The sequence below is a fragment of the Streptomyces liangshanensis genome (assembly GCF_011694815.1).
Taxonomy (GTDB): domain Bacteria; phylum Actinomycetota; class Actinomycetes; order Streptomycetales; family Streptomycetaceae; genus Streptomyces; species Streptomyces liangshanensis.
In genome coordinates this window covers 3,994,373-4,019,346 of sequence record NZ_CP050177.1, presented here as the reverse complement: position 1 = coordinate 4,019,346, position 24,974 = coordinate 3,994,373, and the positions used below count along the sequence as shown (strand labels likewise).

25 protein-coding genes and 1 pseudogene are annotated in these 24,974 nt (G+C 70.5%); 15 read left to right on the top strand and 11 right to left on the bottom strand.

Annotated elements, in window-relative coordinates:
* The first annotated feature begins 42 nt into the window (after positions 1–42).
* Together HA039_RS17330 and HA039_RS17325 are read left to right on the top strand one after the other, a co-directional pair.
* Entirely contained in the window at positions 43–1,188 is a 1,146-nt protein-coding gene (locus tag HA039_RS17330) for a metallophosphoesterase (protein WP_243870139.1), read from the top strand.
* A gap of 169 nt (positions 1,189–1,357) precedes the next feature.
* Positions 1,358–2,191, top strand: a complete 834-nt coding sequence (locus tag HA039_RS17325; protein WP_167030510.1) for a hypothetical protein — start codon at positions 1,358–1,360, stop codon at positions 2,189–2,191.
* A 143-nt stretch (positions 2,192–2,334) separates the two neighbouring features.
* Here the strand turns inward: HA039_RS17325 and thiC are convergent, their stop codons facing one another.
* Complete coding sequence (gene thiC, locus HA039_RS17320; RefSeq protein WP_167030507.1) at positions 2,335–4,158, bottom strand: phosphomethylpyrimidine synthase ThiC; 1,824 nt, start codon at positions 4,156–4,158, stop codon at positions 2,335–2,337.
* Positions 4,159–4,315: 157 nt separating this feature from the next.
* Here thiC and HA039_RS17315 point away from each other — a divergent pair, with 157 nt between their 5' ends.
* Positions 4,316–5,710, top strand: coding sequence for a YibE/F family protein (locus HA039_RS17315; protein ID WP_167030505.1), 1,395 nt, complete (start codon positions 4,316–4,318; stop codon positions 5,708–5,710).
* 29 nt (positions 5,711–5,739) lie between these two features.
* Here HA039_RS17315 and HA039_RS17310 read toward each other — a convergent pair whose 3' ends face one another.
* The 4 genes from HA039_RS17310 to HA039_RS17295 form a co-directional block, all read right to left on the bottom strand.
* Positions 5,740–6,174 (bottom strand): SsgA family sporulation/cell division regulator, encoded by a 435-nt coding sequence (locus HA039_RS17310; protein ID WP_167036980.1) that lies wholly within the window; start codon positions 6,172–6,174, stop codon positions 5,740–5,742.
* A 99-nt stretch (positions 6,175–6,273) separates the two neighbouring features.
* On the bottom strand, positions 6,274–7,053 hold the full coding sequence (locus tag HA039_RS17305; RefSeq protein ID WP_167030502.1) for an IclR family transcriptional regulator: 780 nt from the start codon (positions 7,051–7,053) through the stop codon (positions 6,274–6,276).
* 198 nt (positions 7,054–7,251) lie between these two features.
* Positions 7,252–7,467 carry a DUF5326 family protein gene (locus HA039_RS17300; protein WP_167030498.1) on the bottom strand — a complete coding sequence of 72 codons (216 nt, stop codon included), beginning with the start codon at positions 7,465–7,467 and terminating at the stop codon, positions 7,252–7,254.
* A gap of 231 nt (positions 7,468–7,698) precedes the next feature.
* Entirely contained in the window at positions 7,699–8,016 is a 318-nt protein-coding gene (locus HA039_RS17295) for a cupin domain-containing protein (RefSeq protein ID WP_167030495.1), read from the bottom strand.
* 14 nt (positions 8,017–8,030) lie between these two features.
* On the opposite strand from HA039_RS17295, the gene HA039_RS17290 reads away from it, so the two are divergent.
* From HA039_RS17290 to HA039_RS17270, 5 genes are all read left to right on the top strand, one after another.
* Positions 8,031–8,408, top strand: a complete 378-nt coding sequence (locus HA039_RS17290) for a phage holin family protein (RefSeq protein ID WP_167030492.1) — start codon at positions 8,031–8,033, stop codon at positions 8,406–8,408.
* A 5-nt stretch (positions 8,409–8,413) separates the two neighbouring features.
* Complete coding sequence (locus tag HA039_RS17285) at positions 8,414–8,914, top strand: low molecular weight protein-tyrosine-phosphatase (RefSeq protein ID WP_167030489.1); 501 nt, start codon at positions 8,414–8,416, stop codon at positions 8,912–8,914.
* Positions 8,911–10,104 (top strand): cystathionine gamma-lyase, encoded by a 1,194-nt coding sequence (locus HA039_RS17280; RefSeq protein WP_167030486.1) that lies wholly within the window; start codon positions 8,911–8,913, stop codon positions 10,102–10,104. The genes HA039_RS17285 and HA039_RS17280 overlap by 4 nt, the downstream gene beginning before the upstream one ends.
* Positions 10,105–10,343: 239 nt before the next feature.
* On the top strand, positions 10,344–11,237 hold the full coding sequence (locus HA039_RS17275; protein WP_167030483.1) for a LysR family transcriptional regulator: 894 nt from the start codon (positions 10,344–10,346) through the stop codon (positions 11,235–11,237).
* Between the two features lie 52 nt (positions 11,238–11,289).
* Positions 11,290–11,769 (top strand): NUDIX domain-containing protein, encoded by a 480-nt coding sequence (locus tag HA039_RS17270; RefSeq protein ID WP_167030481.1) that lies wholly within the window; start codon positions 11,290–11,292, stop codon positions 11,767–11,769.
* Between the two features lie 17 nt (positions 11,770–11,786).
* Here HA039_RS17270 and HA039_RS17265 read toward each other — a convergent pair whose 3' ends face one another.
* Positions 11,787–13,385, bottom strand: coding sequence for a globin domain-containing protein (locus tag HA039_RS17265; protein WP_425086415.1), 1,599 nt, complete (start codon positions 13,383–13,385; stop codon positions 11,787–11,789).
* 1,393 nt (positions 13,386–14,778) lie between these two features.
* Between HA039_RS17265 and HA039_RS17260 the strand changes: the two genes are divergently transcribed.
* The 5 genes from HA039_RS17260 (at position 14,779) to HA039_RS17240 (ending at position 18,389) form a co-directional block, all read left to right on the top strand.
* On the top strand, positions 14,779–15,306 hold the full coding sequence (locus HA039_RS17260) for a DUF2269 domain-containing protein (protein ID WP_167030478.1): 528 nt from the start codon (positions 14,779–14,781) through the stop codon (positions 15,304–15,306).
* Between the two features lie 5 nt (positions 15,307–15,311).
* Positions 15,312–16,184 (top strand): GNAT family N-acetyltransferase, encoded by an 873-nt coding sequence (locus tag HA039_RS17255; RefSeq protein ID WP_167030475.1) that lies wholly within the window; start codon positions 15,312–15,314, stop codon positions 16,182–16,184.
* Between the two features lie 88 nt (positions 16,185–16,272).
* Positions 16,273–16,731 (top strand): MarR family winged helix-turn-helix transcriptional regulator, encoded by a 459-nt coding sequence (locus HA039_RS17250; protein WP_167030472.1) that lies wholly within the window; start codon positions 16,273–16,275, stop codon positions 16,729–16,731.
* A 32-nt stretch (positions 16,732–16,763) separates the two neighbouring features.
* Positions 16,764–17,219: a GNAT family N-acetyltransferase gene (locus tag HA039_RS17245; RefSeq protein ID WP_167030469.1), complete on the top strand. Its 456-nt coding sequence runs from the start codon at positions 16,764–16,766 to the stop codon at positions 17,217–17,219.
* A gap of 117 nt (positions 17,220–17,336) precedes the next feature.
* On the top strand, positions 17,337–18,389 hold the full coding sequence (locus HA039_RS17240) for a restriction endonuclease (RefSeq protein ID WP_167030466.1): 1,053 nt from the start codon (positions 17,337–17,339) through the stop codon (positions 18,387–18,389).
* A 156-nt stretch (positions 18,390–18,545) separates the two neighbouring features.
* Here the strand turns inward: HA039_RS17240 and HA039_RS17235 are convergent, their stop codons facing one another.
* Positions 18,546–19,943, bottom strand: coding sequence for a serine hydrolase domain-containing protein (locus tag HA039_RS17235; protein ID WP_167030464.1), 1,398 nt, complete (start codon positions 19,941–19,943; stop codon positions 18,546–18,548).
* Between the two features lie 125 nt (positions 19,944–20,068).
* Between HA039_RS17235 and HA039_RS17230 the strand changes: the two are divergent.
* Positions 20,069–20,437 (top strand): annotated as a pseudogene (locus HA039_RS17230) (VOC family protein); the annotation flags it as partial.
* Positions 20,438–20,474: 37 nt separating this feature from the next.
* Here HA039_RS17230 and HA039_RS17225 read toward each other — a convergent pair.
* On the bottom strand, positions 20,475–20,693 hold the full coding sequence (locus tag HA039_RS17225; RefSeq protein WP_425086354.1) for a hypothetical protein: 219 nt from the start codon (positions 20,691–20,693) through the stop codon (positions 20,475–20,477).
* 138 nt (positions 20,694–20,831) lie between these two features.
* Entirely contained in the window at positions 20,832–22,310 is a 1,479-nt protein-coding gene (gene dnaB / locus HA039_RS17220; RefSeq protein WP_167030458.1) for a replicative DNA helicase, read from the bottom strand.
* A 422-nt stretch (positions 22,311–22,732) separates the two neighbouring features.
* Here dnaB and HA039_RS17215 point away from each other — a divergent pair, with 422 nt between their 5' ends.
* Positions 22,733–24,070, top strand: a complete 1,338-nt coding sequence (locus tag HA039_RS17215) for an MATE family efflux transporter (protein WP_167030455.1) — start codon at positions 22,733–22,735, stop codon at positions 24,068–24,070.
* 190 nt (positions 24,071–24,260) lie between these two features.
* Here the strand turns inward: HA039_RS17215 and rplI are convergent, their stop codons facing one another.
* On the bottom strand, positions 24,261–24,707 hold the full coding sequence (gene rplI, locus HA039_RS17210; RefSeq protein WP_167030452.1) for a 50S ribosomal protein L9: 447 nt from the start codon (positions 24,705–24,707) through the stop codon (positions 24,261–24,263).
* Between the two features lie 18 nt (positions 24,708–24,725).
* The gene (gene rpsR / locus HA039_RS17205) at positions 24,726–24,962 is read right to left on the bottom strand and encodes a 30S ribosomal protein S18 (protein WP_003967857.1); all 237 of its coding nucleotides are present in this window, start codon (positions 24,960–24,962) and stop codon (positions 24,726–24,728) included.
* Between the last annotated feature and the right edge of the window lie 12 nt (positions 24,963–24,974).

Genomic DNA, 24,974 nt, shown 5'->3' with positions numbered 1-24,974 from the left:
CACCGGAGAGGGCGAGCCCGAGAGGTGTACGGCGGCGCGACGGTGGTGGAGGGGTCGATGACACAGGGGGCCGGTCAGGGACCCGCGGTGCGGACGGCGACGTTGCGCGACTTCCGCGTCCCGCCGTACGCGCAGGTTCCCGTGCAGTCCGGGCAGCCGGGGCATCCCGAACAGTCCGGGCAGCGGGAGCACGGCCACGAGGCCGCGCACATCTCCATGTCCGGGCATCCCGGCAACGCGATCCCCGACGACGAGCTCCCGGACGGCTACACACCGACCGAGCGCGACCTCCCGGTGATCGGCCCGGAAGGGGTGACCGTGCAGCTGCACCTCGCACCCGACGAACTCCCCGAGCCGGGCGGACCCGGCCCGCTCTACGTCGTCGGCGACGTCCACGGCTACCTCGACCAACTCCTCGCCGCGCTCGGCGAACAGGGCCTCATCGACGCCGCCGGCAACTGGTCGGCCGGCAACGCCCGGCTCTGGTTCCTCGGCGACTTCACCGACCGCGGGCCCGACGGCATCGGCGTCATCGACCTCGTGATGCGGCTCTCCGCCGAGGCGGCGGCGGCCGGCGGCTACTGCAAGGCCCTGATGGGCAATCACGAACTGCTGCTCCTGGGCGCCAAGCGCTTCGGCGACACCCCCGTGAACTCCGGGGCCGGCACGGCCACCTTCCAGGCGGCCTGGCTCCTCAACGGGGGTCAGAAGTCCGACATGGAGCGCCTCCAGGACGTCCACCTCCAGTGGATGTCGCGGCTCGACGCGGTCGTCGAGGAGGACGGGCATCTGCTGATGCACTCCGACACCACGGCCTACCTGGACTACGGCTCGTCCATCGACGACGTCAACGACACCGTCCACCAGATCCTCACCCGCAACGACGCGGACGAATGCTGGGACGTGTTCCGCAAGCTCACCAAGCGCTTCGCGTTCCGCGACGAGGGCGGCCCCGAGGCCGTACAGGAACTGCTCTCCACGTACGGCGGACAGCGCGTCGTCCACGGCCACAGCCCCATTCCGTATCTCCTGGGCGAGGTCGGCACCGAGGACGCGTCGGACGGCGAGGGCGGCGGCCCCGTCGTGGAAGGGCCCCACGTGTACGCGGACGGTCTGGCCATCGCCATGGACGGCGGAGTGACCATGGCGGGGAAACTGCTGGTGGTCCGGCTGCCGCTGGACAACTGACCGCTCTCCCGCCCACCACCGGATCGACATGGATCCGGTGTTTTCCGGAAACCCCCTGTCACCGCGCGGCAAAACAGCTCTACCATCGGCTTATCCGTAGCAGGCTCTCCTTCCGTTTCCGCCAACCGCCCGTTCACACGGGCGCATCGGCCCTACGGAGCATCGGGGGATGCACATGAAAAGCGCTCCGCACCTGCTGAGCGAGGATCGCGCGGATTTCGAGCGGATCCTCGACGAGGCTCTGCGCACCGCGCACGACCGCCCGGACCTGGCCGACGTGGGCCGGCGGCTGAACGCCGAGCAGTTGCGCACGATGGCCCTCAACGCCACCACGCTCATAGCCACCGCCGCGGCCGCCGAGTACGAGCACTACGCCAAGATGCGCGAGGAGTTCCGCTCCCCGGTCGCCTCCCCGGCGCTGAGCGGCTCCGTCCGGGAGCCCGCCACCACCGAGGAGGATGACGACACGGGCGCGGGTTTCGCGGCCGTCATCACCGTCCTGGTCCCTGTCCTGGGCGGCACCGCGGCCCTGATCTTCCTTCTCGTCGGCTACCTCCTCAGGGCCGTCACCTCGGCGCCCGCCTTCGCCGACTCCCTGCTCGCGGTGGGCTGGTTCTTCGGCGCGGTCACCGTGGTCGGGATCCTCGGCGCGGCAGTCGGCCTGCTGATCACGGCGGTACGCAACGGGGCCACCCAGGTCCCCGCCGCCGAGGAGTCCGGCGGCGAGCTGCCGGACGAGGTCGCCCGGGCCAGGGAGGCCTGGCGCCACGCCCTCCTGGAGCGCGGCATCCTGCCCTTCCTGCGCAGGGCCCTCGCCGACCCGACCGCGGGCCGGGCGGCGCCGGGACCGGCCCGTACGGTGGGGCACCTGCCCAAGATCGGCTACAGCCACCCCGGCTTCTCCAGCCCCGACGAAGGCTCGGCGGCCCACCAGCGCCCCACGTTCAGCAGCCCGGACTTCACCAGCCCCGACTTCGGCGGCCCGGAACACAAGCCCGAGTAACCCACCCCGGGCCATCCCGGACAGTCCCGGGCCATCCGCGGCCGCACTGGGCCCGGGGCAGGGGGGCACCACCGCGGTGGGCGAAGGGACACCCGGCCGCAGCCGGAGTCCCCCGCCCACCCCATCTCACTCACCTCACGGAGTCACTCCGCCAGCGGCAGGTACACCCGGTTGCCGGCCGCCGCGAACTCCTTCGACTTCTCCGCCATGCCCGCCTCGATCTCCTCGGGCACCAGGTCACCGCCGTGCTGGCGCCTGATGTCCTGCGAGATCTTCATCGAGCAGAACTTCGGCCCGCACATCGAGCAGAAGTGCGCGGTCTTCGCCGGCTCGGCCGGCAGCGTCTCGTCGTGGAACGCCCGCGCCGTGTCCGGGTCGAGGGCCAGGTTGAACTGGTCCTCCCACCGGAACTCGAACCGGGCGTCCGACAGCGCGTCGTCCCACTCCTGCGCCCCCGGGTGCCCCTTGGCGAGATCCGCCGCGTGCGCCGCGATCTTGTAGGTGATCACGCCGGTCTTCACGTCGTCGCGGTCCGGGAGGCCCAGGTGCTCCTTGGGCGTGACGTAGCAGAGCATCGCCGTGCCCCACCAGGCGATCATCGCCGCGCCGATGCCCGAGGTGATGTGGTCGTACGCGGGCGCCACATCCGTCGTCAGCGGGCCGAGCGTGTAGAACGGCGCCTCCTCGCAGATCTCCTGCTGGAGGTCGATGTTCTCCTTGATCTTGTGCATCGGGACGTGCCCGGGGCCCTCGATCATGGTCTGGACGTTGTGCCGCTTGGCGATCGTGTTCAGCTCGCCCAGCGTCCGCAGCTCGGCGAACTGCGCCTCGTCGTTCGCGTCCGCGATGGACCCGGGCCGCAGCCCGTCCCCGAGGGAGTACGTCACGTCGTAGGACGCGAGGATGTCGCACAGCTCCTCGAAGTTCTCGTACAGGAACGACTCCTTGTGGTGCGCCAGGCACCACGCGGCCATGATCGAGCCGCCGCGCGAGACGATGCCGGTCTTGCGGCGAGCGGTCAGCGGCACGTACCGCAGGAGCACCCCGGCGTGGACCGTCATGTAGTCGACGCCCTGCTCGGCCTGCTCGATGACCGTGTCCTTGTAGATGTCCCAGGTCAGCTCCTCGGCCTTGCCGTCGACCTTCTCCAGCGCCTGGTAGAGCGGCACGGTGCCGATGGGGACGGGGGAGTTGCGCAGCACCCACTCGCGGGTGGTGTGGATGTTACGGCCGGTGGAGAGGTCCATGACCGTGTCCGCGCCCCACTTGGTGGCCCACGTCATCTTGTCCACCTCCTCCTCGATGGAGGAGGTGACCGCGGAGTTGCCGATGTTGGCGTTGACCTTCACCAGGAACCGCTTGCCGATGATCATCGGCTCGATCTCCGGGTGGTTGACGTTCGCCGGCAGGACGGCCCGGCCCGCGGCGATCTCGTCACGGACGACCTCGGGCGCGACGTTCTCCCGGATCGCCACGTACTCCATCTCCGGGGTGATGTCGCCGCGCCGCGCGTACGCGAGCTGCGTCACCGCCTGCCCGTCACGGCCCCGCCGGGGCTGGCGCGGCCGGCCCGGGAACACCGCGTCGAGGTTCCGCAGCCCCCCGCGCGGCGAGGTGTGCTTGAGCCCGTCGTCCTCGGGGCGGACCGGCCGGCCCGCGTACTCCTCGGTGTCCCCGCGCCCGATGATCCAGTTCTCCCGCAGCGGCGCGAGCCCGCGGCGGACGTCCGTCTCGATCGACGGATCGGTGTACGGCCCGGACGTGTCGTACAGCGTCACGTCCTTGCCGTTGGTGAGGTGCACCTGGCGGACCGGCACCTGGAGGTCGGGGCGCGAGCCCTGGACGTATCCCTTGTGCCAGCCGATGGACCTCTCGGTCCCGTTCTGATCCACGGCCCCGCCCGGCTTCCCCGATTCGCTCGGGGAATCCGATTCCGAGGCAGGCGTGTGTGCGTCCTGAACGGTCATGAGACCTACTCCCTACGCCGGCATTACCCGGTAACAGGTTCGGCGGTCGGCGCAGCGTGGGGGCCCCGGGGAAGAGTCCCGGAACCGCTCAGTCAACGCCCTCTCAGCCCGGTGCTCCGAGCTCCCGCGTGTGCAAAGGTGTGTCCACGCTAGCCCCATGACCGGCGTGCTGAACAGAGGGCCTCCGGCTTCTTGCGATGATCGGGGGGTGACCTCATCCCAGCAGAGCCACGAAACGCACGGCCACACGCACAGCCATGGGCCCGCCGAGCCGGTCTCCCAGCACCTCCGCAAGGTCATCGCCGCGGTGCTGATCCCGTTCGCCGCGGCCGTGGTCGTGGGTCTGGTCGTCCTGTGGCCCGGCGGCGCGCCCGCCCATGAGCGCTCGGGGGTCGGCTTCGACCGGCAGACCGAGCAGGGTCAGGTGGTGAAGCTCCAGGCGGTCGACTGCAAGGACGTGAACGCCTCCCAGGTCCCGTCCACCGGCGACACCTCGACGCCCGAGGGGCGGGAGGCGGAGCAGGCCCAGACCGGGAAGTGCAAGAAGGCCACGGTCGAGGTCACCAGCGGCAAGGAGAAGGGCCGCACGTTCGTCGAGGTCGTCCAGCCGGACGCGCCGCGGCAGTTTCACGTGAAACAGGGCGTCGTCCTGGCGTACGCGCCCGACGCGCCCCACGATCTCCAGTACTCGGTCACCGACGTCGACCGGCACGTCCCCATGGCCCTCCTCGCCGGGATCTTCGCCCTCGCGGTGGTCGTGGTGGGACGGCTGCGCGGACTGATGGCGCTGATCGCCCTCGCGGTCTCCTTCGGAGTGCTGACACTCTTCATCCTCCCCGCGGTGCTGCAAGGCTCGAACCCGCTGGTCGTCGCCGTGGTCGGGGCCAGCGCGATCATGCTCATCGCGCTCTACATGTGCCACGGGCTGACCGCGAGAACCTCGGTCGCGGTCATCGGCACACTGGTCTCCCTGATGCTCATCGGACTGCTGGGGTCGATCTTCATCGGCTGGGCGAGCCTGACCGGCAACACAGACGACAGCACCGGCCTGATCCACGGGCTGTACCCGCACATCGACATGAGCGGCCTGCTGCTGGCCGGAGTGATCATCGGGTCGCTCGGTGTCCTCGACGACGTGACCGTGACCCAGACCTCGGCGGTCTGGGAACTGCACGCCGCAGACCCGTCGATGGGACCACGTGCCCTCTACCGGGCGGGGATCCGCATCGGCCGCGACCACATCGCGTCGGTCGTCAACACGCTCGTCCTGGCCTACGCGGGCGCCGCGCTGCCCCTGCTGCTGCTCTTCTCCATCGCGCAGTCCGGCGTGGGCACGGTCGCCAACAGCGAGCTGGTCGCCGAGGAGATCGTACGGACCCTCGTGGGATCGATCGGCCTGGTCGCGTCCGTGCCCGTGACCACGGCCCTCGCGGCGCTCGTGGTGTCCGCGGACCGGCCGGGGACGGCGGGGCCGCGGACGGCGCCCACCGTGCCGGGACAGGGCCTGCCGCTGCGCCCGCACGGCAGCAGGGGCCGCCGCCGCAAGAAGTGACGGCGCCGGCCCGCGTCGCCCCGTGACGGTCAGCCCGCGTTCTCCTCCGCCAGGATGCGGCCGAGCGCCTCCTCGAGGCTGCCCTCGAAGTCACCGAGCGTGCGCTCCTGGCCGAGCGGGACCAGCCGGTCCGTACGGTCCAGGAAGGCCACGACCGGCGCGGCACTCACGCGGAACAACGCGTGGTCCTCGCCGACCTGGAGTCGGATATGAACATCGGAAAGATCCTCCGGCTCGGTCGGCGAGATGTGCACGTCACCGTCACCACTGGGCGTGTTGATGCCGTCCAGCAGCAGCTCACGGCCAAAGGTCCAGGTCACGGGGGCATCACCCGGCAGATGGAACGTCATCCGCACCGCGTACGGATCCCCCATCTCGTAGTGCAGTTCCACCGGGATACGGAACGAGAGCTCCTCTGAGACGAGGAAACTCATCAAAACCTCGGCCTGGACCGACTCGCGCATCATGTACTCCGGAGTAGATGAAGCTGTGGCTGGGAATGATCCCTGACCCTCTTGACGCCATAGTCCTGGACGGGCCAGCAGATCACAAGGAGTAATTTTTCAGATACCGATAGAGAAGGCGACCGAGGTCAGCAGAGAACTGATCTCTCTCCGTAACCGCTCCACCGCCGGGAGCAACTGATCCTCCCGGTGACAAGGTACGGAAATGGCCATCGCGGCGGCCGTCGAACCGGCGGTGATGGGCACCGCGGCACAGACCGTGCCGAGCGCGTACTCCTGCCGCTCCACGACCGGCTCCATCCGCCCCAGCGACCCGAGGCGCTCCAGCAGGGCGACCCGGTCGGGCACGGAATGGGGGGTGAGAGGGCTCACGGGATGGCGGTCAAGGTGATCGTCCCGCGACGCGTCGTCGAGCTGGCTCAGCAGGCACAGGCCGATCGCGTGGGCATGGCCCGTCTCGCGGAAGTCGGCCCACTCGGCGACAGCCGGCCGCGCCGGGCTGTCCGCCACGGACACCAGGTCGATCTCACCCTCGTGGTAGACCGCGAAGTACACCGGGACGCCGATCGCGTCACGCCAGCGCCCGATCGCGTCCGTGATCTTGCTGCGACGATTCTGCAGCCCCTCGCCGCTCACCAGCCGCTGCGCGGCGTCACCGAGGACGAACACCCCGCTCTCGCGCCGCAGATAACCCTCGTGCGTGAGCGTGCGCAGCAGGTGGTACGCCGTCGGCAGGGGCAGCCCGGCCTCGCGGGCCAGCTGTTTCGCGGGGGCGCCGTCGGGGTGGGAGGCCGCCGCCTCCAGCAGGCGCAGCGCCCGCCGGACGGACCCGATGAGGGTGGGCGCCGCGGGACGCGGAGCGGTGGCGGCTGTGGGCATGAGGTCACCCCCGAGGGAATCCTGAGGCCCCGCCCGGAAGGATCGTATGAACCGCAGGCCGGGACGATCTCCCACGGTGCTTTCCGAGGGCGCGGCAGAGGATTGTCACTCTAGGGGCAGGCCACGCCGAGGAGTGGTTTCCCGTTCACCTTTCCCCCGCGCGGGCTAACGCCCGTACGGCCCTGCCAGTCGCCGCGCCTACCAGTCGCCGCGCGACGACGACGAGGACGACAGGAACTTGCGTACGACATAGACGAGCCCGCCGACGATCGCGACGAAGAGCAGCAGCTTGAAGAGCAGCGAGATCAGAATGCCGACCACCGTGGCGATCAGCCCGCCGAACACGACGATGGCGATCACGGGCACCGCGATCCACTTCACCCACCACGGCATCCCCGTGAATATCTCCCGCACGGCCATCGTCCTACCTCGCTTCGCCCAGTACCTCGCACATCGACACCCGAGGCGTCGACCTGACATCCCCGATGCTAGATCCGCGGGCGCGCCGACGGAGGGCCCGGAGCCCCCGCTCTCCCCTGATCCGACCCTGAGCCCGCCCTGAGGGTCCGGCCGTCCGGCCCCGAGGGATCCGGCCCGGAAGACCCGCCCCCACGGATCCGGCACTCCGGGGCGACGCCGCCGCGCTCAGCCCTCCGGCGGCGAGAAGACCACCATCACCCGCAGATCCTCCGTGATGTGGTGGAACTTGTGCGCCACCCCCGCCGGCACGTACACCACACTGCCCCGCCCGACCGCGGTCGTCTCCATACCGACCGTGATCGACGCCCGCCCGCTCACGACGAAGTACACCTCGTCCTGACTGTGCGGCCGCTGCGGATCCGTCTCACCGGCGTCCAGCGCGTACAACCCCACGGACATGTTGCGTTCCCGCACGAACTGCAGATACGCCCCGTCGTTGGCGGCGCGCTCCGCCTCCAGCTCATCAAGTCGAAATGCCTTCATGTCACGATCACACCATGAAGAATTTCCTAGTCAAGACGATCGCCAACGCCGGGGCACTGGCGGTCGCCATCTGGCTGATCCACGACATCACCCTGAGCGGCGACAGCACCGGCCGCAAGGCCTTGTCCCTGGTGCTCGTCGCCCTCGTCCTCGGCCTCGTCAACGCGATCGTCAAGCCGATCGTGAAGCTGCTCACACTGCCGCTGTTCATCCTCACGCTCGGGCTCATAACCCTGGTGATCAACGCCCTCATGCTGCTGCTGACGTCCTGGCTCGCCGACAAGCTGACCCTCGACTTCCACGTGGACGGCTTCTGGACCGCCGTACTCGGCGGGCTGATCATCTCCGTCGTGTCGTGGGCCCTCAACGTCGCACTCCCCGACGAGGACTGACCCCGATGACGTCCCCCTACCGCGTGTGCTTCGTCTGCACCGGGAACATCTGCCGCTCACCCGTCGCCGAATCCGTCTTCCGCGCCCGCCTCACCGAAGCGGGACTGGACACCCTCGTCCAGGTCGACAGCGCCGGCACCGGCGGCTGGCACGAGGGCGACGGAGCCGACCCGCGCGCCGCCGCCGTCCTCGAAGCCCACGGATACGACAGCGACCACACCGCCCGGCAGTTCCAGGCGTCCTGGTTCGCCCACCTCGACCTGGTCGTCGCCCTGGACACCGGACACCTCCGTGACCTGCGGAGCCTGGCACCCACCCCCGCGGACGCCGCGAAGGTCCGGCTGCTGCGCTCGTACGACCCCGCCGTACCATCGACCGGCGATCTCGACGTGCCCGACCCGTACTACGGGGACCGGGCGGGCTTCGAGGAATGCCTGGAGATGGTCGAAGCCGCGAGCGAGGGCCTGCTCATCACCGTACGCACAGCAATCGAGGAGGCGGCATGACCGGCAAGGACAGCACCACGGGGGGCACGACGGCGGACGGCCGCACGGTGGGCACGACGGCCGGCGGTGGCACGGTCGGCGAGGGCACCCGCGCCGTACGGGCCGGGCTGCCCGACCCCGTCAAGTACGAACCGACCCTGCCGGGACCGGTCTTCGCCGCCCACTTCCACCTCCCCGGCGAACCGGTCGGCCCCTACACCTACGGCCGCGACGAGAACCCGACCTGGACCCACCTCGAACGCGCCATCGGCGAACTCGAAGCCCCCGGACAGACCGTCGAAACCCTGGTCTTCGCCTCCGGGATGGCCGCGATCTCCTCGGTGATCTTCTCCCAGCTGCGGGCCGGCGACGCCGTCGTCCTGCCCGACGACGGCTACCAGGCCCTGCCGCTGCTGCGCGAACGCCTGGAGGCGTACGGCATCGAGGTACGGGCCGCCCCCACCGGCGGCGACGCCCAGCTCGGCGTCCTCGCCGGAGCCCGCCTCCTGTGGATCGAGACGCCCTCCAACCCCGGGCTCGACGTCTGCGACATCCGCCGGCTCGTCAAGGAGGCCCACGCCGCCGGCGCCCTCGTCGCCGTCGACAACACCCTCGCCACCCCGCTCGGACAGCGCCCCCTCGAACTGGGCGCCGACTTCTCCGTCGCCAGCGACACCAAGGGCATGACCGGCCACGGCGACATCCTGCTCGGCCACGTGACCACCGCCAACCCGGAACTCGCGGCGGGCGTACGGCGCTGGCGCAAGGTCGTCGGGGCGATCCCCGGCCCCATGGAGGCCTGGCTCGCCCACCGCTCGCTCGCCACCCTCCACCTGCGGGTCGACCGGCAGTGCGCCACCGCCCTCACCCTCGCCGAGACCCTCAGCACCCACCCCGGGATCGCCGGACTGCGCTACCCCGGACTGCCCGGCGACCCCTCGCACGCCGTCGCCTCCGGCCAGATGCGCCGGTACGGTTCCGTCGTCTCGTTCGTCCTGCCCGACCGGGACCACGCCGAACGCTTCCTCGACGCGCTGCGGCTCGTCGACGACGCCACCAGCTTCGGCGGCGTACGGTCCACCGCAGAGCGGCGCGGCCGCTGGGGCGGCGACGCCGTACCCGAGGGCTTCGTCCGCTTCTCCGTCGGGGCCGAGGACCCCGAGGACCTCCTCGCCGACGTCCTGCGCGCCCTGGACGAAGCGGTCCGCTGACCCGCCGTACCCCGGCCGCGCGGCACCCCGCCGCCCGGACGTCGAACGGTCCGAGCCTCCCCCCTCGTGGCTCGGACCGTCCCGGGTTCCACGCGCGAAGAACCACGCGCACAAGGCTAGTTGACTCTGCGTCAGTGTCCAATCACAGTAGCGACAGCCGCCTATCGACATATTTATAGTGGGACCGGTTCACGAAGACAGGACCAGGGACGAACGGGGCCGAGACGGGAGTACCGGACATGGACCTGGCCCTGCTGCGCACCTTCGTCACCGTCCACCGCGCCGGCTCCTTCACCCGCGCCGCCGCCCTCCTCGGCCTCTCCCAGCCCGCCGTCACCGGCCAGATACGCACCCTCGAACGCCAACTGGGCCGCCCCCTCTTCCTGCGCCAGGCCCGCGGCGTCACCCCCACCACCATCGGCGACGAACTCGCCCACCGGGCCGCGCCCCACCTCGACGCCCTCGTCGAGATCGCCGAGACCGGACTCGCCGAGGATTCCGGCGTACGGACCCTCCACCTCGCCGGGCCCCCCGAGTTCACCGCCCAGCGTGCCCTGCCCGCCCTCACCCCGCTCATCGCCCAGGGCCTCTCCCTGCGCATCTCGTTCTTCGCCAACGCCGAGGAGAACCTCGAAGGGCTCGCCGCCGGACATCATGATCTGGCCATCACCACCGCCCGCCCGCGCGGCGGACTCCTCCTCGCGACTCCGCTCTGCGACGAGGAACACGTCCTCGTCGCCTCCCCCCGCTGGGCCGCCCGCCTCGGCCACTCCGTCCTGCGCGAAGGCCACGTCGTCCTCAGCCGGCTCCCCGTCGTCGAGGTCCACGAGTCCCTGCCGCTCGTCTCCCGCTACTGGGCGGCCGTCTTCGACTCCCGCCCCGCGGCCGCCGCGGCCGTCATCGCCCCCGACCTGCGCGCCGTCCTCGAATGCGCCGCCGCCGGCGCCGGACTGGCCGTCCTGCCCCGCTACCTCTGCGAGAACGCCCTCGAACGAGGCGAAGTCGTCGCCCTGCTCGACCCGCCCGTACCCCCGCTGCGGACCTACTTCCTCGCCGTACGCGCCGGCACCCTCACCCTGCCCCGGGTCGCGCGGGCACACGAGTGGCTGCTGCGCGCGGCGGTGGACTGGTGACCTGAGAGCCGCCGCGCGTTTCGGAAGCGGGATCCCGGGCGAACCTCTTCCCATGACCCAACGGCCCGTGGTCAAGCGCACCTCACGCGCCATCCTGCTCGACGGCGACGACCTCATCCTCATCAAACGCACCAAGCCAGGGATGGACCCGTACTGGATCACCCCAGGTGGGGGCGTCGAAACGACCGACAGCACCGTCGTCGAGGCCCTGCACCGCGAGGTCGACGAAGAACTCGGCGCCAAGATCGTCGACATCGTCCCCTGCTTCGTCGACACCGTGGAACACATCGCCGACGGCGGCGTCACCGGCGTCAAGGTGCAGCACTTCTTCGTCTGCCGCCTCGCGTCGATGGACCCCACCCGCCGGCACGGGCCCGAGATCGACGAGCCGTGCGGAGAGTACGAGATCGTCCGGGTCCCGTTCAGCCGCGTCGGCATCGCCGCCGTCCACCTCGTACCGCTGTCCCTGCGGCACTACCTGGACGGCAACATCGAGGGCGTGCGCGCGATGCACGCCCCCGACCTCGGCTGAACGCCCGCGCCAGCCTGTCAGGTGGCGGCCGCCACCAGCTCCTCCAGCGAGTCGTGACGGATCCGCTCGAAGGGGATACCGACCCCCCGCAGCGCGTCCACCCCGCTGCGGATCATCCCGGGCGGCCCCGACAGATACCCGTCGTACTCGTGCCACGGCCCCGAGTCACGCACCGCCTCAGGAAGCCGGCCCGTCAACCCCAGACTCGGCCCCTCGGAGACCACCGGACGCACCGACAGCCACGGATGCACCCGCTGGAGCCGCAGCATCGTGTCGATGTCGTACAGGTCCTGGTCGTGACGCGCCCCGTAGAACACCTCCACCGGCCGCCGGTGCCCCCGCTCGGCCACATCCTCGACCAGCGCCTTGATCGGCGCTATCCCGGTCCCGCCGCCCAGGCAGAGCAGACCGTTGTCCGTGCTGTGGTCGACCGTCATCGACCCCGCCGGCGGCCCGAGCCGCAGGACATCGCCCGGAGCCGCCCGGTGCACCAGCGCGTTGGACACCCATCCCGCCGGGACCGCCTTCACGTGGAACGCCAGCAGACCGTCCGGACGCGGTGCGGAGGCGAACGAGTAGTGCCGCCACACCCGGGGCCACCACGGCGTCTCCAGGCTCGTGTACTGCCCCGCCAGGAACGGGTACGGCTGGTCCGGCCGGACCGTGACCACCGCGATGTCGGACGTCCGCAGCTCGTGCGAGACCACCTCTGCCTGCCACCAGGCGGGCGCGTGCCGCTCGTTCTCCGCCGCCGCGTCGATCATGATCTGCGAGATCGTCGTGTACGTCCTGACCCAGGCGCCCTCGGTCTCCTCGTCCCACGTGTTCGTGGCGTACCGCGTGAGCGCGCCGATGAGGGCCTCGCCGACCGCCGGGTAATGCGTCGCCTGCGTCCCGTACTTGCGGTGGCCCCGGCCCAACTGGCGCAGGTAGTCGGTGAGGACGGCCGGCGAGTCCATGTGCTCGGCCGCCGTCAGCAGCGCCTTGAGGAGCCGGTCGCGCTGGGCGTCCATGGCGACCGGGAACAGGTTGCGCAGATCGGGGTGGCGCACGAAGAGCAGGGCGTAGAAGTACGAGGTCACCTGATCGGCGACAGGTGCGATCTCGCCCAGGGTCCGGCGGATGAGGATCGCGTCGGGTGACGCGTTCGGATCCTCGACGGGGGCGGCGGACGCGGCGGGCGCCGGGGCCTCGCTGGGGGCATCCGCAGCGGGCACGGGGGCCTCACTGCGCGCATCCGCAGCGGGCGTGGAGGCCTCGCGGGGCACATCCGCGGCTGGGGCGGAGGCCCCGAGGGACGGATCCGCGGCAGGCGCGGGGGATTCACGGCGTCGGTCCCCGGAGGCGGACGCGCTCGGCGCGTCCGCGGCAGGCGGCGCGGCGGCGGGGGACGGCTCGGCGGCCGGCGCCGGGGCGACGGCGGCGGGCAGTTCGGCGCCCGGGGTGCCGGCGGCGGGAGGAACGGCGGACGGCCCGGGGCCCGGGGCGGGGGGCGCTGTAGCCGGGCTGTGGCTCTGGGCCGGCGGCGGCGCGGCGGCCGGAGGCTGGGCCGCGGATACGGGAGCCGAGGCGGCCTGGGGGTGCCCGGCGGCCGGTTCGGCGGCCGGAGCGGGCACCTCGGGAGGCAGCGCGCCCGACACGGGCGCCGGGGCCGGTGCCGTTGCCCGCTCGGGGGCCTCGGCGCGTGCGTGCTGCGGCAGGTCGGGTTCCACGGGAAGCGGGAGCCCACGTTCGGGCCGCGCCAAGCCCGGAAGCTCGGCGGAGGGGCGCTCCCGCGGCGTACCGGCGCCCGCCGCGGAGTGACGTACCGGCGCCTCCGCGGGGGCGGGGACCTCCTCCGGCAGTACGGCCGACGGCAGCACCGCCCGGGACGCCCCGGCCGGGGACGTCCCGGACCCGCCCTCGGCCGGTACGGGCTCCGCGGGCCCGGCCCCCGGCGCTACCGGCCCGGGCCCCGGCGTGGCAGCCCGTACCGCCGCGACCACGGCCTCCCCGGAAGCCGGCCTCGCACCGGCCCGCACACCCTTGTTGCGCGGCCGGAAGGCATCGGAGACCCCGCCCGACGCAGGCCCGGAAGCCCCCGGCGCCGAAGCCCCCGGCGCCCCCGGGCCGTCACGCCGGGACGACCCCGCACGGTCGGCCCCCGACCCCACGAGGCGGATGGCCGCCAAAGACCGGCCCGCACCCGGTATTCGGTCCCGGGGTACGGAATCCGCGGCGTCGTCCGCCTCCGCGTCCGGCGTGCCCTCACTGCTGGGCACCCGTCGGGGAGTGAACCAGCCGCTCCCCCCGCCGTCTCCGGAAGGGCCTTTGTCGGCCGACGTAGTGGTCGGAGCGTCCATGGTGTGCCTCGCCTCGAACATCTTTCGGTCGGTCTGCGCACTTCCGCTGGCCCGGAAAGCGCGAGCAATTCCCCGCTTGGCTGGGACTGTTGGCAGCCCACGTTAGCCCCCGTGCCACCCCCGGCCGGAGCAGGAGGCGAAGGAATGTGACATTGCCCGCAGTCCTCGTCGCCGCAGCATGGCAGGCCGGGTCACCACCCGGGACAAAGAGCGCGAAGTCCGGGCATCCACACCGGCTTTCCCGTTATGCTGCATCGCTCCCGTGCCCATTCGCCGCCGTCCGGCCGCGGAACTCGCGACACCACGGTCCAGCGTATTACCGTTCCCGGCGCACCAGTTCATACGCCCCGCGCAGGTCGCCGCCACCGGCACCGCCGCGAAGATCTCCGCGTCCGACATCGAATCACCCTGGACAACACAGCCGTCCAGTCCCACCCCGAACTCTGCACACAGCCGGTCCGCGATCTTCACCTTCGCCACCGGATTCGAAATGCCCGCCTGATCGACCGGCTCCGAAAAGGCCGACACCGGCCACCGCGAACAATGCTCCGCATACGCACCCACACTTCACGAACAGCGCGCCACCGCCCTGTACGCCGAAGCCAGTACATACGGATACTCCCGCCGTCAGACGCCCACCGCGCCCGCGCGAGGCACCGTGTTTCACGTGAAACCACTAAGGCGCCCCGCCCGCCGCGCGCTGCTCCTCGCGCACGTCGCGACCTCCGTCAGTTGGCTCGGACTCACCCTGGGACTGCTCACCCTCGGCATCGCCGCCTACACCACCGCCGACCCCGACACCACCCGGGCCGCCTACCGGGCCATGAAGATCCTCATCGACCCACTGATCCTCCCCCTCGCCCTCGCCGCCCTCCTCACCGGCGTGATCCTCTCCCTCGGCACCCCCTGGGGCCTGGCCAGGCACCGCTGGATCTGGATCAAGTTCTGGCTCACCCTCGTCACCCTCACCGCCACCACCTTCGCGCTGCGCCCCACCATCAACGCCGCCGCGGACGCCGGAACCCCCGACATCAGCCTGGTCGCCGCCCCCTCCGTCGCCAGCTCCGCCTACTTCTTCATGACAGCCCTCTCCGTCCTCAAACCCTGGGGCCTCACCCGGCGCGGCCGACGCCTGCGGAACCTGGGCAGTTCCCACAAAGCGGTGGACGGACGATCACCCGCTCGGACACGCTGACTCCCATGCCGACACCGCACGCCGCCCTGCCGATCCGCCGCCTGACCCTCGCCGACCTCACCGTCTGCGCCGACCTCGCCGAGGAACGCGGCTGGGCACGCGAAGAACACAAATGGGGTCTCCTCCTGGCAGCCGGCACCGGTCACGGCATCGACGCACCGGACGGCAAAGGCCTCGCCGCCATGTGCGTGACCACCTCGTACGGCCCCGCACTCAGCACCTTCGGCATGATGGTCGTCGCCGGACGGTTCGGCCGCCAAGGCCTCGGCCGCCGGCTCCTGACCCACGCGATGCACGAAGCCGGGGACACCCCCTTCGCCCTCTACGCCACCGCCCAGGGCCGCCCCCTCTACGAACAACTCGGCTTCACCGCGGTGGGCGACACCCACACCGTCCGCGGACACTTCAACCCCCCGGACCACGACCGCCCCGCACCCGCCAACGGCAACACCACCGTCCGGCCCGCGACCGCCGACGACCTCCCCGGCCTCGTACGGCTCGACAACGAGGTGTTCGGCATCGACCGCACCCACCTCCTCGCCCGGCTCCCCTCCTTCACCGACCGCCTCCTGATCACCGAGACCGGCACCACCATCACCGGATACGCCGGCATCTGGCCCTCCACCACCTGCGACGTCATCGCCCCCCTCATCGCCCACGACACCGACACCGCCCACACCCTGATCCACGCGCTCGCTACCGGGACCGACCGGCCCGTCCGCCTCGACATCGACGCCCGCCACACCGACCTCCTGGACCGGCTCAAGCACAGCGGCGTCGAACTCGTCTCCACCACCAGCACCATGACCCGCGGCATCCCCGACCTGCCCGGCGACCCGACCCGCCGCTACGCCCCGCTGAACCTGGCCATGGGCTGACCAGAAAGTAGTTGCAGACGCGGAATATTGCGCCGGTCCCCTATCCTGGGCACAGGACAGGCGAGAACCGACGACGGAGGACAGCCGCATGACAGCCACGGACCCCGCCCTCACCGCGCTCGCCCAAGGCTGGGTGGCCCTCTCCCTCCTCCACGGGAAGATCGAGGCCCACATCGAACGCGCCCTCCAGTCCGCGCACGACCTCAGCGTCCGCGAGTACTCCCTCCTCGACGTCCTCAGCCGCCAGCACGACGGACCCGGCGGCCACCTCCAGATGAAACAGGTCGCCGACGCCGTCGTCCTCAGCCAGAGCGCCACCACCCGCCTCGTCACCCGCCTAGAGGACCGCGGCCTCCTCCGCCGCTACCTCTGCGACACCGACCGCCGCGGCATCTACACCGACGTCACCGAAACCGGCCTCGCCCTCGTCACCCGCGCCCGCCCCACCAACGACACCGCCCTGCGCGAAGCCCTCGACGAAGCCGTCAAGAACCCCGAACTCGCCCCCCTCGTCCAAACCCTCGAAGACCTCCGCATCCCCGCGTAGCACACCCCACGCCCCCGCGTAGGCTGCGGATCATGAGCGACGACCTGGAGATACGCCCCGCCGGCCACGACGACCTCCCCGCCATCGTGGCGCTCCTCGCCGACGACCCCCTCGGCGCCCGGCGCGAATCCCCCGACGACCTCACCCCGTACACCGAGGCCCTCGACCGGCTCATCCAGGACCCAAACCAGCACGCCGTCGTCGCCGTACGCGACGGACGCGTCGTCGGCACCCTCCAGCTCACGATCGTCCCCGGCCTCTCCCGGCGCGGCGCCACCCGCTCGATCATCGAGGGAGTCCGCGTCCACGCCGACGAACGCGGCAGCGGCCTCGGCACCCGCTTCATCGAATGGGCCGTCGACGAATCCCGCCGCCAGGGCTGCCAACTCGTCCAACTCACCTCCGACACCACCCGCACCGACGCCCACCGCTTCTACGAGCGCCTCGGCTTCACCGCGTCCCATGTCGGATTCAAGCTGAGTATCTGAAAACCGCACCCTTTTCCGATTCGTCTCGTTGCCCCCGGCAAGGGGGACGGTCATGTGTACGGACGAGGTCCCCCGACTCGAACGGGCCACCCGGCCCAGGAGGAGACGGACCCCCACATGCTCGACGAGATAGCGCTGACCGAATCGAAGACCCTGCGCGCGAGCGTCGCGGAACGCGACGAAGTCCTCGACAAGGTCAAACAACTGACCCTCTCCCCGGACGGCCTCCACGCCACCACGAAGGACGTCGCCACCTACTTCGAGGTCGGGGAGACCGTGATCTGGGCCGTCATCCATGATCACCGCGAAGAGATCGAGTCCAACGGATACCGCGTCCTCAAGGGCGAGCAACTGCATTGCTTCAAGCAAGTCTGTGGGATCAAGTCCCGCAGCCGGTCCCTCGGAGTCTTCTCCCGGCGGGCCGTCCTCAACACCGCGATGCTCCTGCGCGAGAGCGTTGTCGCACGTCAGGTGCGTACGTACCTCCTCGACCACGAGGAAAGCGGCCGCCGCGAACCTGTGGACAACCTTTTCCACAGGCTGACCGAGTGGGTCGACGAGCGGATCTCCGAGGCCCTCGTCCGCCACCTGGCCACGCGCGTCGACGCGGACGTGACACGGATCGCCGAGGACGCGGTCCGCACCACGATCGGCCGGACGGTGGTCCCGCTCCTCGACGTCGCCATCCGGAACGACAGCGAACACCGCGGCCGCATCGAAGCGCTCGACGCCGAAGTCACCCGGCTCCGCCGCGTCCTGCGGGAACGGGAGGCCGCCGGGTCGATGGGCGCGCTCGACGCGATGAACCCCCGGCAATTCGAACAGCACATCGCGTGGCTGTGCCGGCGCGACGGCTGCGACCGCGTCACGGTGACCGGCGGCCACGGCGACACGGGCGCCGACATCGTCGCCTATACGCCGGACGGCCGCCGCGTCGTCGTGCAGTGCAAGTCCCGTACGCCCGCCGCGACCATCACGAGCGGCGACGTGCAGCAGTTCGTCGGCATGGCCAAGCTGGAGTACAAGGCCGACATCGCGCTCCTGGTCGCCACCTGCCCGTTCACCCGGGACGCACTGCTCCTGGCGACCCGGCACGACGTGACGGCGGTCCACCGCGGTCTGCTGGAGTCATGGAACACCGGGGCGGCACTCCAAGTGCTCCGGAACTAGCGCCGGACACGCCCCAGGCCTGCCCGGCGCGGTACACGGCACTACGGGATCGGGCCCGAAGCCGCCAGCGACCCAGGCGGCTCCGGGCCCGTCGGGCACGCGCCCGATCAAACGGGCGGCATGTCCGGTTTCACGTGAAACATCCGATCGGCCGCCTCACGGTGCGAGGCCACGCCACCCCTCCGCGTCCACACCGCCCGGCACGTCCCCCTCCGGGTCGTACGGCTCCCGGGTGAAGACGAACGACCCGAGGTCGAGGTGGCGCACCGACCCGTCGGCCCGCCGCACCACCCGCAGGATCTCGCCCGCGTAGTACCCGTCGAGCCCCGTCCAACCGCCGCCCGGCCGGGCCTCGAAGCGGGAACCTCGGCCGGGGCCGCGCAGCGGATGCAACTCCACCCCGCCGTCCGCCGCCAGCTTCAGCGTCATCGCCTGGGTCCCCCAGTACCAGGGCCCGGTCAGCTCCAGCAGCGCCGGGTCGACCTCAGGAAGCGGCCGCCACGGCTCCGGGATCCGGGGCTCGGCATCCGCCACGATCGCGATGAGTTCGGCCCCCAGCCAGCCGATCGACGGCGCCCCGGTGGCATTGCCCAACGCGACCGCGGCCACCCCGTCCGCCACACTCACCCACAGACCGGCCAGGAAGCCCGGCAGCGAGCCCGTGTGCCCCACCAGAGCCCGGCCGTCCCTGCGGACCAACTGGAGCCCGAGACCGTAACCACCGACAGCGTCCTGCGGGTCCGGCGGCGCGGCCGGCACCGCCATCTCCCGTACCGACGCCGCGCACAGCACCCGGTCGTCCCCCTCCGCGAGGAACACCGCGAACCGGCAGAGGTCCGCCGCGGTCGACCACAGCTGACCCGCCGACGCCATCAGCCCGAGGTCCACCGCCGGCTCGGGAAGCATCACGTCCGCCCAGGGATGCACCGCCCAGGCACCCGCATGGGGAGCGACCGGCTGAGCGGTCGTACGGTCCAGCGACAACGGCTCCAGGACCTCACGCCGCAACACCTCCTCCCACGGCGCGCCCCGCTTCGCCTCGATGAGCGAACCGAGCAGCGTGTAACCGGGGTTGGAGTAGTGATGACGCCGCCCCGGCGTGTGCAACAGCGGCCCCTCGCCCAGCACGTCGGCGAGCGTCGGACGAAGCGTCCCCGGCGTCCGCTCCCACCACAGGCCCGGCGCCTCGGCGGCGAGACCCGCGCTGTGCCCCAACAACTGGAAGATCGTGGAGTCGCCCACCCCCGTACCCGGAAGATGCCTCTCCAGCGGGTCCGCGAGATCGAGCAACCCCTCGTCCCGCAGCCGCATCACCAGCACCGCCGTGAACGTCTTGGTGATCGACCCGATCCGGTACTGCGTGTCCGCGTCCGGCGCATGCCCGTCCACACAGCTACGCGCACCCGTCCACACCAGCCGCCCGTCCCGCACCACGGCCCCGACCACCGACGGCACCCGCCCCTCGGCCTGGGCGACAGCGATACGACGGAACAAGGCACGCCGCGTGGCGGGCAGCAGATCTTCGGGCAACTGATCTTCAGCAGGAGAGGTCATGGACCACATCTACCTGCACCGGGCCGCCCGGTCGACCTCATTCCCCCGCGACTCCCGCCCACAGCCCTGGCGTTACTCCGAAAACCCGGTGGACACCCGCCACCACCATGAAGAGAGTGACGCCCATGACCTCACTCGTACGCCACATCACCGTCGACAGCGCCGACCCCTACACCCTCGCCACCTTCTGGGCCCAGATCCTCGGCAGCACCGTCGGCGAGGACGACCACCCCGGCGACCCCGAAGTACTCGTCACCACCCCAGGCACCGGAATCCTCTTCATCCAGGTCCCCGACCCCAAGACCACCAAGAACCGCGTCCACCTCGACATCCAGCCCCAGGACCGCACCCGCGACGAAGAGGTCGACCGCCTCCTCGCCCTCGGCGCCACCCTCCTCGCCGACCACCGCCGCCCCGACGGCAAAGGCTGGGTCACCCTCGCCGACATCGAAGGCAACGAATTCGACGTGGAACGCAGCGCGGCGGAACGCGCCCAGGACTGACGGCGAACGCGCGCCCCACCCCGACCGATCAACCGTTCGTCACGGGGCCGCTCGCGGCCGTCGAGTAGGACATCTGGAACGCGAGGCGCTCATCGGCCTGGTCACCGATGCGCGCGAGCACGCTGTCCAGGTCCAGGAACTCCTCCCAACCCGGCCTCCCACTCGCCGCCGCGAGCCTGGCCACCACAAGATCCTCGAGCTCGGCGACCCGCCTGTTCTTCCAGATCTTGTCGGCCAGGCTGACCAATAGGTCCTCCGTCCCGGCCTCCTCCGAGGTCCACGAGGCATGCGTCCCGGCAAAGCGCGCCCGGACAGGATCAACACCCCGCGCCACGATCCAACCGATCAAACAAGACCGGCCAATAGCTCGGAAGGGCGAGCCGGCTCAGGTCTGGGCCATGTCCACGAAGCGCGAGTAGTGGCCCTGGAACGCCACCGTGATCGTTGCCGTCGGGCCGTTACGGTGCTTCGCCACGATCAGGTCCGCCTCGCCCGCGCGGGGTGACTCCTTCTCGTACGCGTCCTCCCTGTGCAACAGGATCACCATGTCCGCGTCCTGCTCGATCGACCCCGACTCACGCAGGTCCGACACCATCGGCTTCTTGTCCGTCCGCTGCTCGGGACCACGGTTCAGCTGCGACAACGCGATCACCGGCACCGCCAGCTCCTTCGCCAGCAGCTTCAGGTTTCGCGACATGTCCGAGACCTCCTGCTGGCGGCTCTCCGCCCGCTTCGAACCGCCCGACTGCATCAGCTGCAAATAGTCGATCACCACCAGGCGCAGATCGTTGCGCTGCTTCAGACGGCGGCACTTCGCCCGGATCTCCATCATCGACAGGTTCGGCGAATCATCGATGTACAGCGGTGCCTGCGACACGTCCGGCATCCGCCGCGCCAACCGCGTCCAGTCCTCGTCCGTCATCGTCCCCGACCGCATGTGGTGCAACGCCACCCGCGCCTCCGCCGACAACAGACGCATCGCGATCTCGTTCCGCCCCATCTCCAGCGAGAAGATCACACTCGGCAGATTGTTCTTGATCGACGCCGCCCGCGCGAAGTCCAGCGCCAGCGTCGACTTACCCATCGCGGGACGAGCCGCGATGACGATCATCTGACCCGGATGCAGACCGTTCGTCAGCGAATCGAAGTCCGTGAACCCCGTCGGCACCCCCGTCATCTCACCGCTGCGCGAACCGATCGCCTCGATCTCGTCGAGCGCGCCCTCCATGATGTCGCCCAGCGGCAGATAGTCCTCACTCGTCCGCTGCTCGGTGACCGCGTAGATCTCCGCCTGCGCGGAGTTCACGATCTCGTCGACATCCCCGTCCGCCGCGTATCCCATCTGCGTGATCTTCGTGCCCGCCTCGACGAGCCGCCGCAGCACCGCCCGCTCATGGACGATCTCCGCGTAGTACGAGGCGTTCGCCGCGCTCGGCACCGACTGGACGAGCGTGTGAAGATACGACGCACCGCCGACCCGCGTGATCTCACCCCGCTTGGTGAGCTCCGCCGCCACCGTGATCGGGTCGGCCGGCTCCCCCTTCGCGTACAGGTCGAGGATCGCCTGGAAGACCGTCTCGTGCGCCGGCCGGTAGAAGTCGTGCCCCTTGATGATCTCCACGACATCCGCGATCGCGTCCTTGGACAGCAACATGCCGCCCAGGACCGACTGCTCGGCATCCAGATCCTGCGGGGGCACCCGCTCGAACCCGGTCGATCCGCCGTCCCACGCGCTGTCGTCGCGACCGCGCTCGTGCTGCTCCTCACGGCCCCGGCCCTCGCTACGGCGCTGCCGGGAGACAGGCAGACGGTCACTGGGACCGGTATCGGTCCAGGGGTCGTCCAATGGCTCGGGAATGGACACCGGCCACCTCCTCACGTCCGCTCAGCGGACCTCGCCGTGCCACTCTTTCTACGGCACGACACTGACAAAACGAGAGGCCTGACTCCGGTTCCGGCGCGTCGGACGCCGGTCCACGGTAGGCCCGCCGGCGACGTCAGCCAATCTTGTTATCCACAGGCCATGTGGACGAGAGACCAGATGCTGTGGAGAACTCCCCCGATCCTGTGTACGGACCGGGGGACAGCGCTGTGGACAAAATCATAAAGACCCTTTGGCGACCACCCTGACCTGGGCTTTTTCCGTCCACCGGCTGTGGGGGAGAAAAACTTTCCCGACTGGACCAAGATCAGAACAAACGACGCAGGACCGCGCCCCGGAACCCGCGCGAAGTAAGGATCGCAGATCCTTTGCGTCTCTTACCTGTGGAAGATTAGATTGAGCGCATGACACAGGCCCCCCTGGCAGCCAAGGCGACCCGCCGCCGGCACGACCGCGAGATCGTCGCCCTCGCCGTCCCCGCGTTCGGCGCGCTCGTCGCCGAACCGCTCTTCGTGATGGTCGACAGCGCGATCATCGGCCATCTGGGCACGAGTCAGCTCGCCGGACTGGCGATCGCGGCGGCCCTCCTGACGACCGCCGTGAGCGTCTTCGTCTTCCTCGCCTACGCCACCACCGCGGCCGTCGCCCGGCGGGTGGGCGCGGGCGATTTCCGGGCCGCGATCCAGCAGGGCCTGGACGGCATCTGGTTGGCGCTCCTCCTCGGCGTCGCGGTCATCGCCGTCACCCTGCCGACCGCCCCGTGGCTCGTCGGCCTGTTCGGGGCCTCCGACACCGCGGCGCCGTACGCCGTCACGTATCTGCGCATCTCCAGCCTCGGCATCCCGGCCATGCTGGTGGTGCTGGCGGCCACCGGGGTGCTGCGGGGGCTCCAGGACACCAGGACGCCGCTGTACGTGGCCGTCGGCGGCTTCGGCGTCAACGCGGCGCTCAACGCGGTGTTCGTCTACGGCTTCGGGCTCGGGATCGCCGGGTCCGCGTGGGGCACGGTGATCGCGCAGTGCGGCATGGCGGCCGTCTACCTGGTGGTGGTCGTACGGGGAGCGCGCCGGCACGGCGCGTCGTTGCGTCCCGATCCCGCGGGGATACGGGCGGGTGCGCAGGCCGGAGTGCCGTTGCTGGTCCGTACGTTGTCGATCCGGGCGGTGTTGCTGATCGCCACGGCGGTGGCGGCGCGGCTGGGTGATGCCGACATCGCGGCGCACCAGATCATTCTGTCGCTGTGGAGTCTGACGGCTTTCGCGTTGGACGCGATCGCGATCGCGGGGCAGGCGATCATCGGCCGGTATCTGGGGGCGGGTGATGTCCGGGGGGCGCGGGAGGCGTGCCGTCGGATGGTGCAGTGGGGTGTGGTGTCGGGGGTGGTGTTCGGGGTGGTGCTCGTGTTGGCGCGTCCGTTGTTCGTTCCGTTGTTCACGGGGGATCAGGTGGTGCGTGACGCGTTGGTGCCGGCGTTGTTGGTGGTGGCGGTGTCGCAGCCGGTCTCGGGGGTGGTGTTCGTGTTGGACGGGGTGTTGATGGGGGCGGGGGACGGTCGGTATCTGGCGGGGGCGATGGTGGTGACGTTGGCGGTGTTCGCGCCGGTGGCGTGGGGGGTGCCGTCGTGGGGTGGGGGGTTGACGGCGTTGTGGTGGGCGATGGGTCTGATGATGGCGGTGCGGTTGGTGACGTTGTGGGTGCGGGCGCGGTCGGGCCGGTGGTTGGTGACGGGCGCGACGCGGTGACGGGTGTACGAGGTGGCGGGTGCGACGCGGTGACGTGCCGCAGTGAGGCAAGGCGCTGACGTACGGCTGCGAGATGTCCGGTTTCACGTGAAACATCGCGTGGGGTCGTGGAATGGCGAGAGGGCCGCATCCCCGGGTGGGATGCGGCCCTCTTGTTGCGTGGTGGAGCGTGCTCGGTCGAGCGCTGCGGTTACGCGGCGATGACCTCGATGCCGAGCTTCGCGGCGACCTCGGGGTGCAGACGCACGGACACCTGGTGCGAGCCCAGGGTCTTGATCGGCGCTCCGAGTTCGATGCGGCGCTTGTCGACGTCCGGGCCGCCGGCCGACTTGATCGCCGAGGCGAGGTCGGCGGGGGTGACGGAGCCGAAGAGGCGGCCGGCGTCGCCGGAGCGGACGGCCAGACGCACCTTGACGCCTTCGAGGCGGGCCTTGATCTCGTTGGCCTGCTCGATGGTCGCGATTTCGTGGATCTTGCGTGCGCGCCGGATCTGCGCGACGTCCTTCTCGCCACCCTTGGTCCAGCGGATCGCGAAACCGCGCGGGACCAGGTAGTTGCGGGCGTAGCCGTCCTTGACCTCGACGACGTCGCCTGCGGCACCGAGGCCGGTGACCTCGTGAGTGAGGATGATCTTCATGATTCGGTCACCCTCCCCTTATCGCGCGGTGGACGTGTAGGGCAGCAGCGCCATCTCACGGCTGTTCTTGACGGCCGTGGCGACGTCACGCTGGTGCTGCGTGCAGTTGCCGGTGACGCGGCGGGCACGGATCTTGCCGCGGTCGGAAATGAACTTCCGCAGCATGTTCGTGTCCTTGTAGTCCACGTACTGGGTCTTGTCCTTGCAGAATGCGCAGACCTTTTTCTTGGGCTTGCGCACAGGCGGCTTCGCCATGTGTATCTCCTG

Bases quoted from the DNA above. Each gene is read 5' to 3' on its own strand.
- thiC (WP_167030507.1), bottom strand. From the start codon at position 4,158: ATGACCGTTCAGGACGCACACACGCCTGCCTCGGAATCGGATTCCCCG.
- HA039_RS17270 (WP_167030481.1), top strand. From the start codon at position 11,290: ATGACCCAACGGCCCGTGGTCAAGCGCACCTCACGCGCCATCCTGCTC.
- HA039_RS17325 (WP_167030510.1), top strand. From the start codon at position 1,358: ATGCACATGAAAAGCGCTCCGCACCTGCTGAGCGAGGATCGCGCGGAT.
- HA039_RS17250 (WP_167030472.1), top strand. From the start codon at position 16,273: ATGACAGCCACGGACCCCGCCCTCACCGCGCTCGCCCAAGGCTGGGTG.
- HA039_RS17215 (WP_167030455.1), top strand. From the start codon at position 22,733: ATGACACAGGCCCCCCTGGCAGCCAAGGCGACCCGCCGCCGGCACGAC.
- HA039_RS17255 (WP_167030475.1), top strand. From the start codon at position 15,312: ATGCCGACACCGCACGCCGCCCTGCCGATCCGCCGCCTGACCCTCGCC.
- HA039_RS17310 (WP_167036980.1), bottom strand. From the start codon at position 6,174: ATGCGCGAGTCGGTCCAGGCCGAGGTTTTGATGAGTTTCCTCGTCTCA.
- HA039_RS17295 (WP_167030495.1), bottom strand. From the start codon at position 8,016: ATGAAGGCATTTCGACTTGATGAGCTGGAGGCGGAGCGCGCCGCCAAC.
- HA039_RS17235 (WP_167030464.1), bottom strand. From the start codon at position 19,943: ATGACCTCTCCTGCTGAAGATCAGTTGCCCGAAGATCTGCTGCCCGCC.
- HA039_RS17240 (WP_167030466.1), top strand. From the start codon at position 17,337: ATGCTCGACGAGATAGCGCTGACCGAATCGAAGACCCTGCGCGCGAGC.
- HA039_RS17285 (WP_167030489.1), top strand. From the start codon at position 8,414: ATGACGTCCCCCTACCGCGTGTGCTTCGTCTGCACCGGGAACATCTGC.
- HA039_RS17290 (WP_167030492.1), top strand. From the start codon at position 8,031: ATGAAGAATTTCCTAGTCAAGACGATCGCCAACGCCGGGGCACTGGCG.
- HA039_RS17245 (WP_167030469.1), top strand. From the start codon at position 16,764: ATGAGCGACGACCTGGAGATACGCCCCGCCGGCCACGACGACCTCCCC.
- rplI (WP_167030452.1), bottom strand. From the start codon at position 24,707: ATGAAGATCATCCTCACTCACGAGGTCACCGGCCTCGGTGCCGCAGGC.
- HA039_RS17315 (WP_167030505.1), top strand. From the start codon at position 4,316: ATGACCGGCGTGCTGAACAGAGGGCCTCCGGCTTCTTGCGATGATCGG.
- rpsR (WP_003967857.1), bottom strand. From the start codon at position 24,962: ATGGCGAAGCCGCCTGTGCGCAAGCCCAAGAAAAAGGTCTGCGCATTC.
- HA039_RS17305 (WP_167030502.1), bottom strand. From the start codon at position 7,053: ATGCCCACAGCCGCCACCGCTCCGCGTCCCGCGGCGCCCACCCTCATC.
- HA039_RS17275 (WP_167030483.1), top strand. From the start codon at position 10,344: ATGGACCTGGCCCTGCTGCGCACCTTCGTCACCGTCCACCGCGCCGGC.
- HA039_RS17280 (WP_167030486.1), top strand. From the start codon at position 8,911: ATGACCGGCAAGGACAGCACCACGGGGGGCACGACGGCGGACGGCCGC.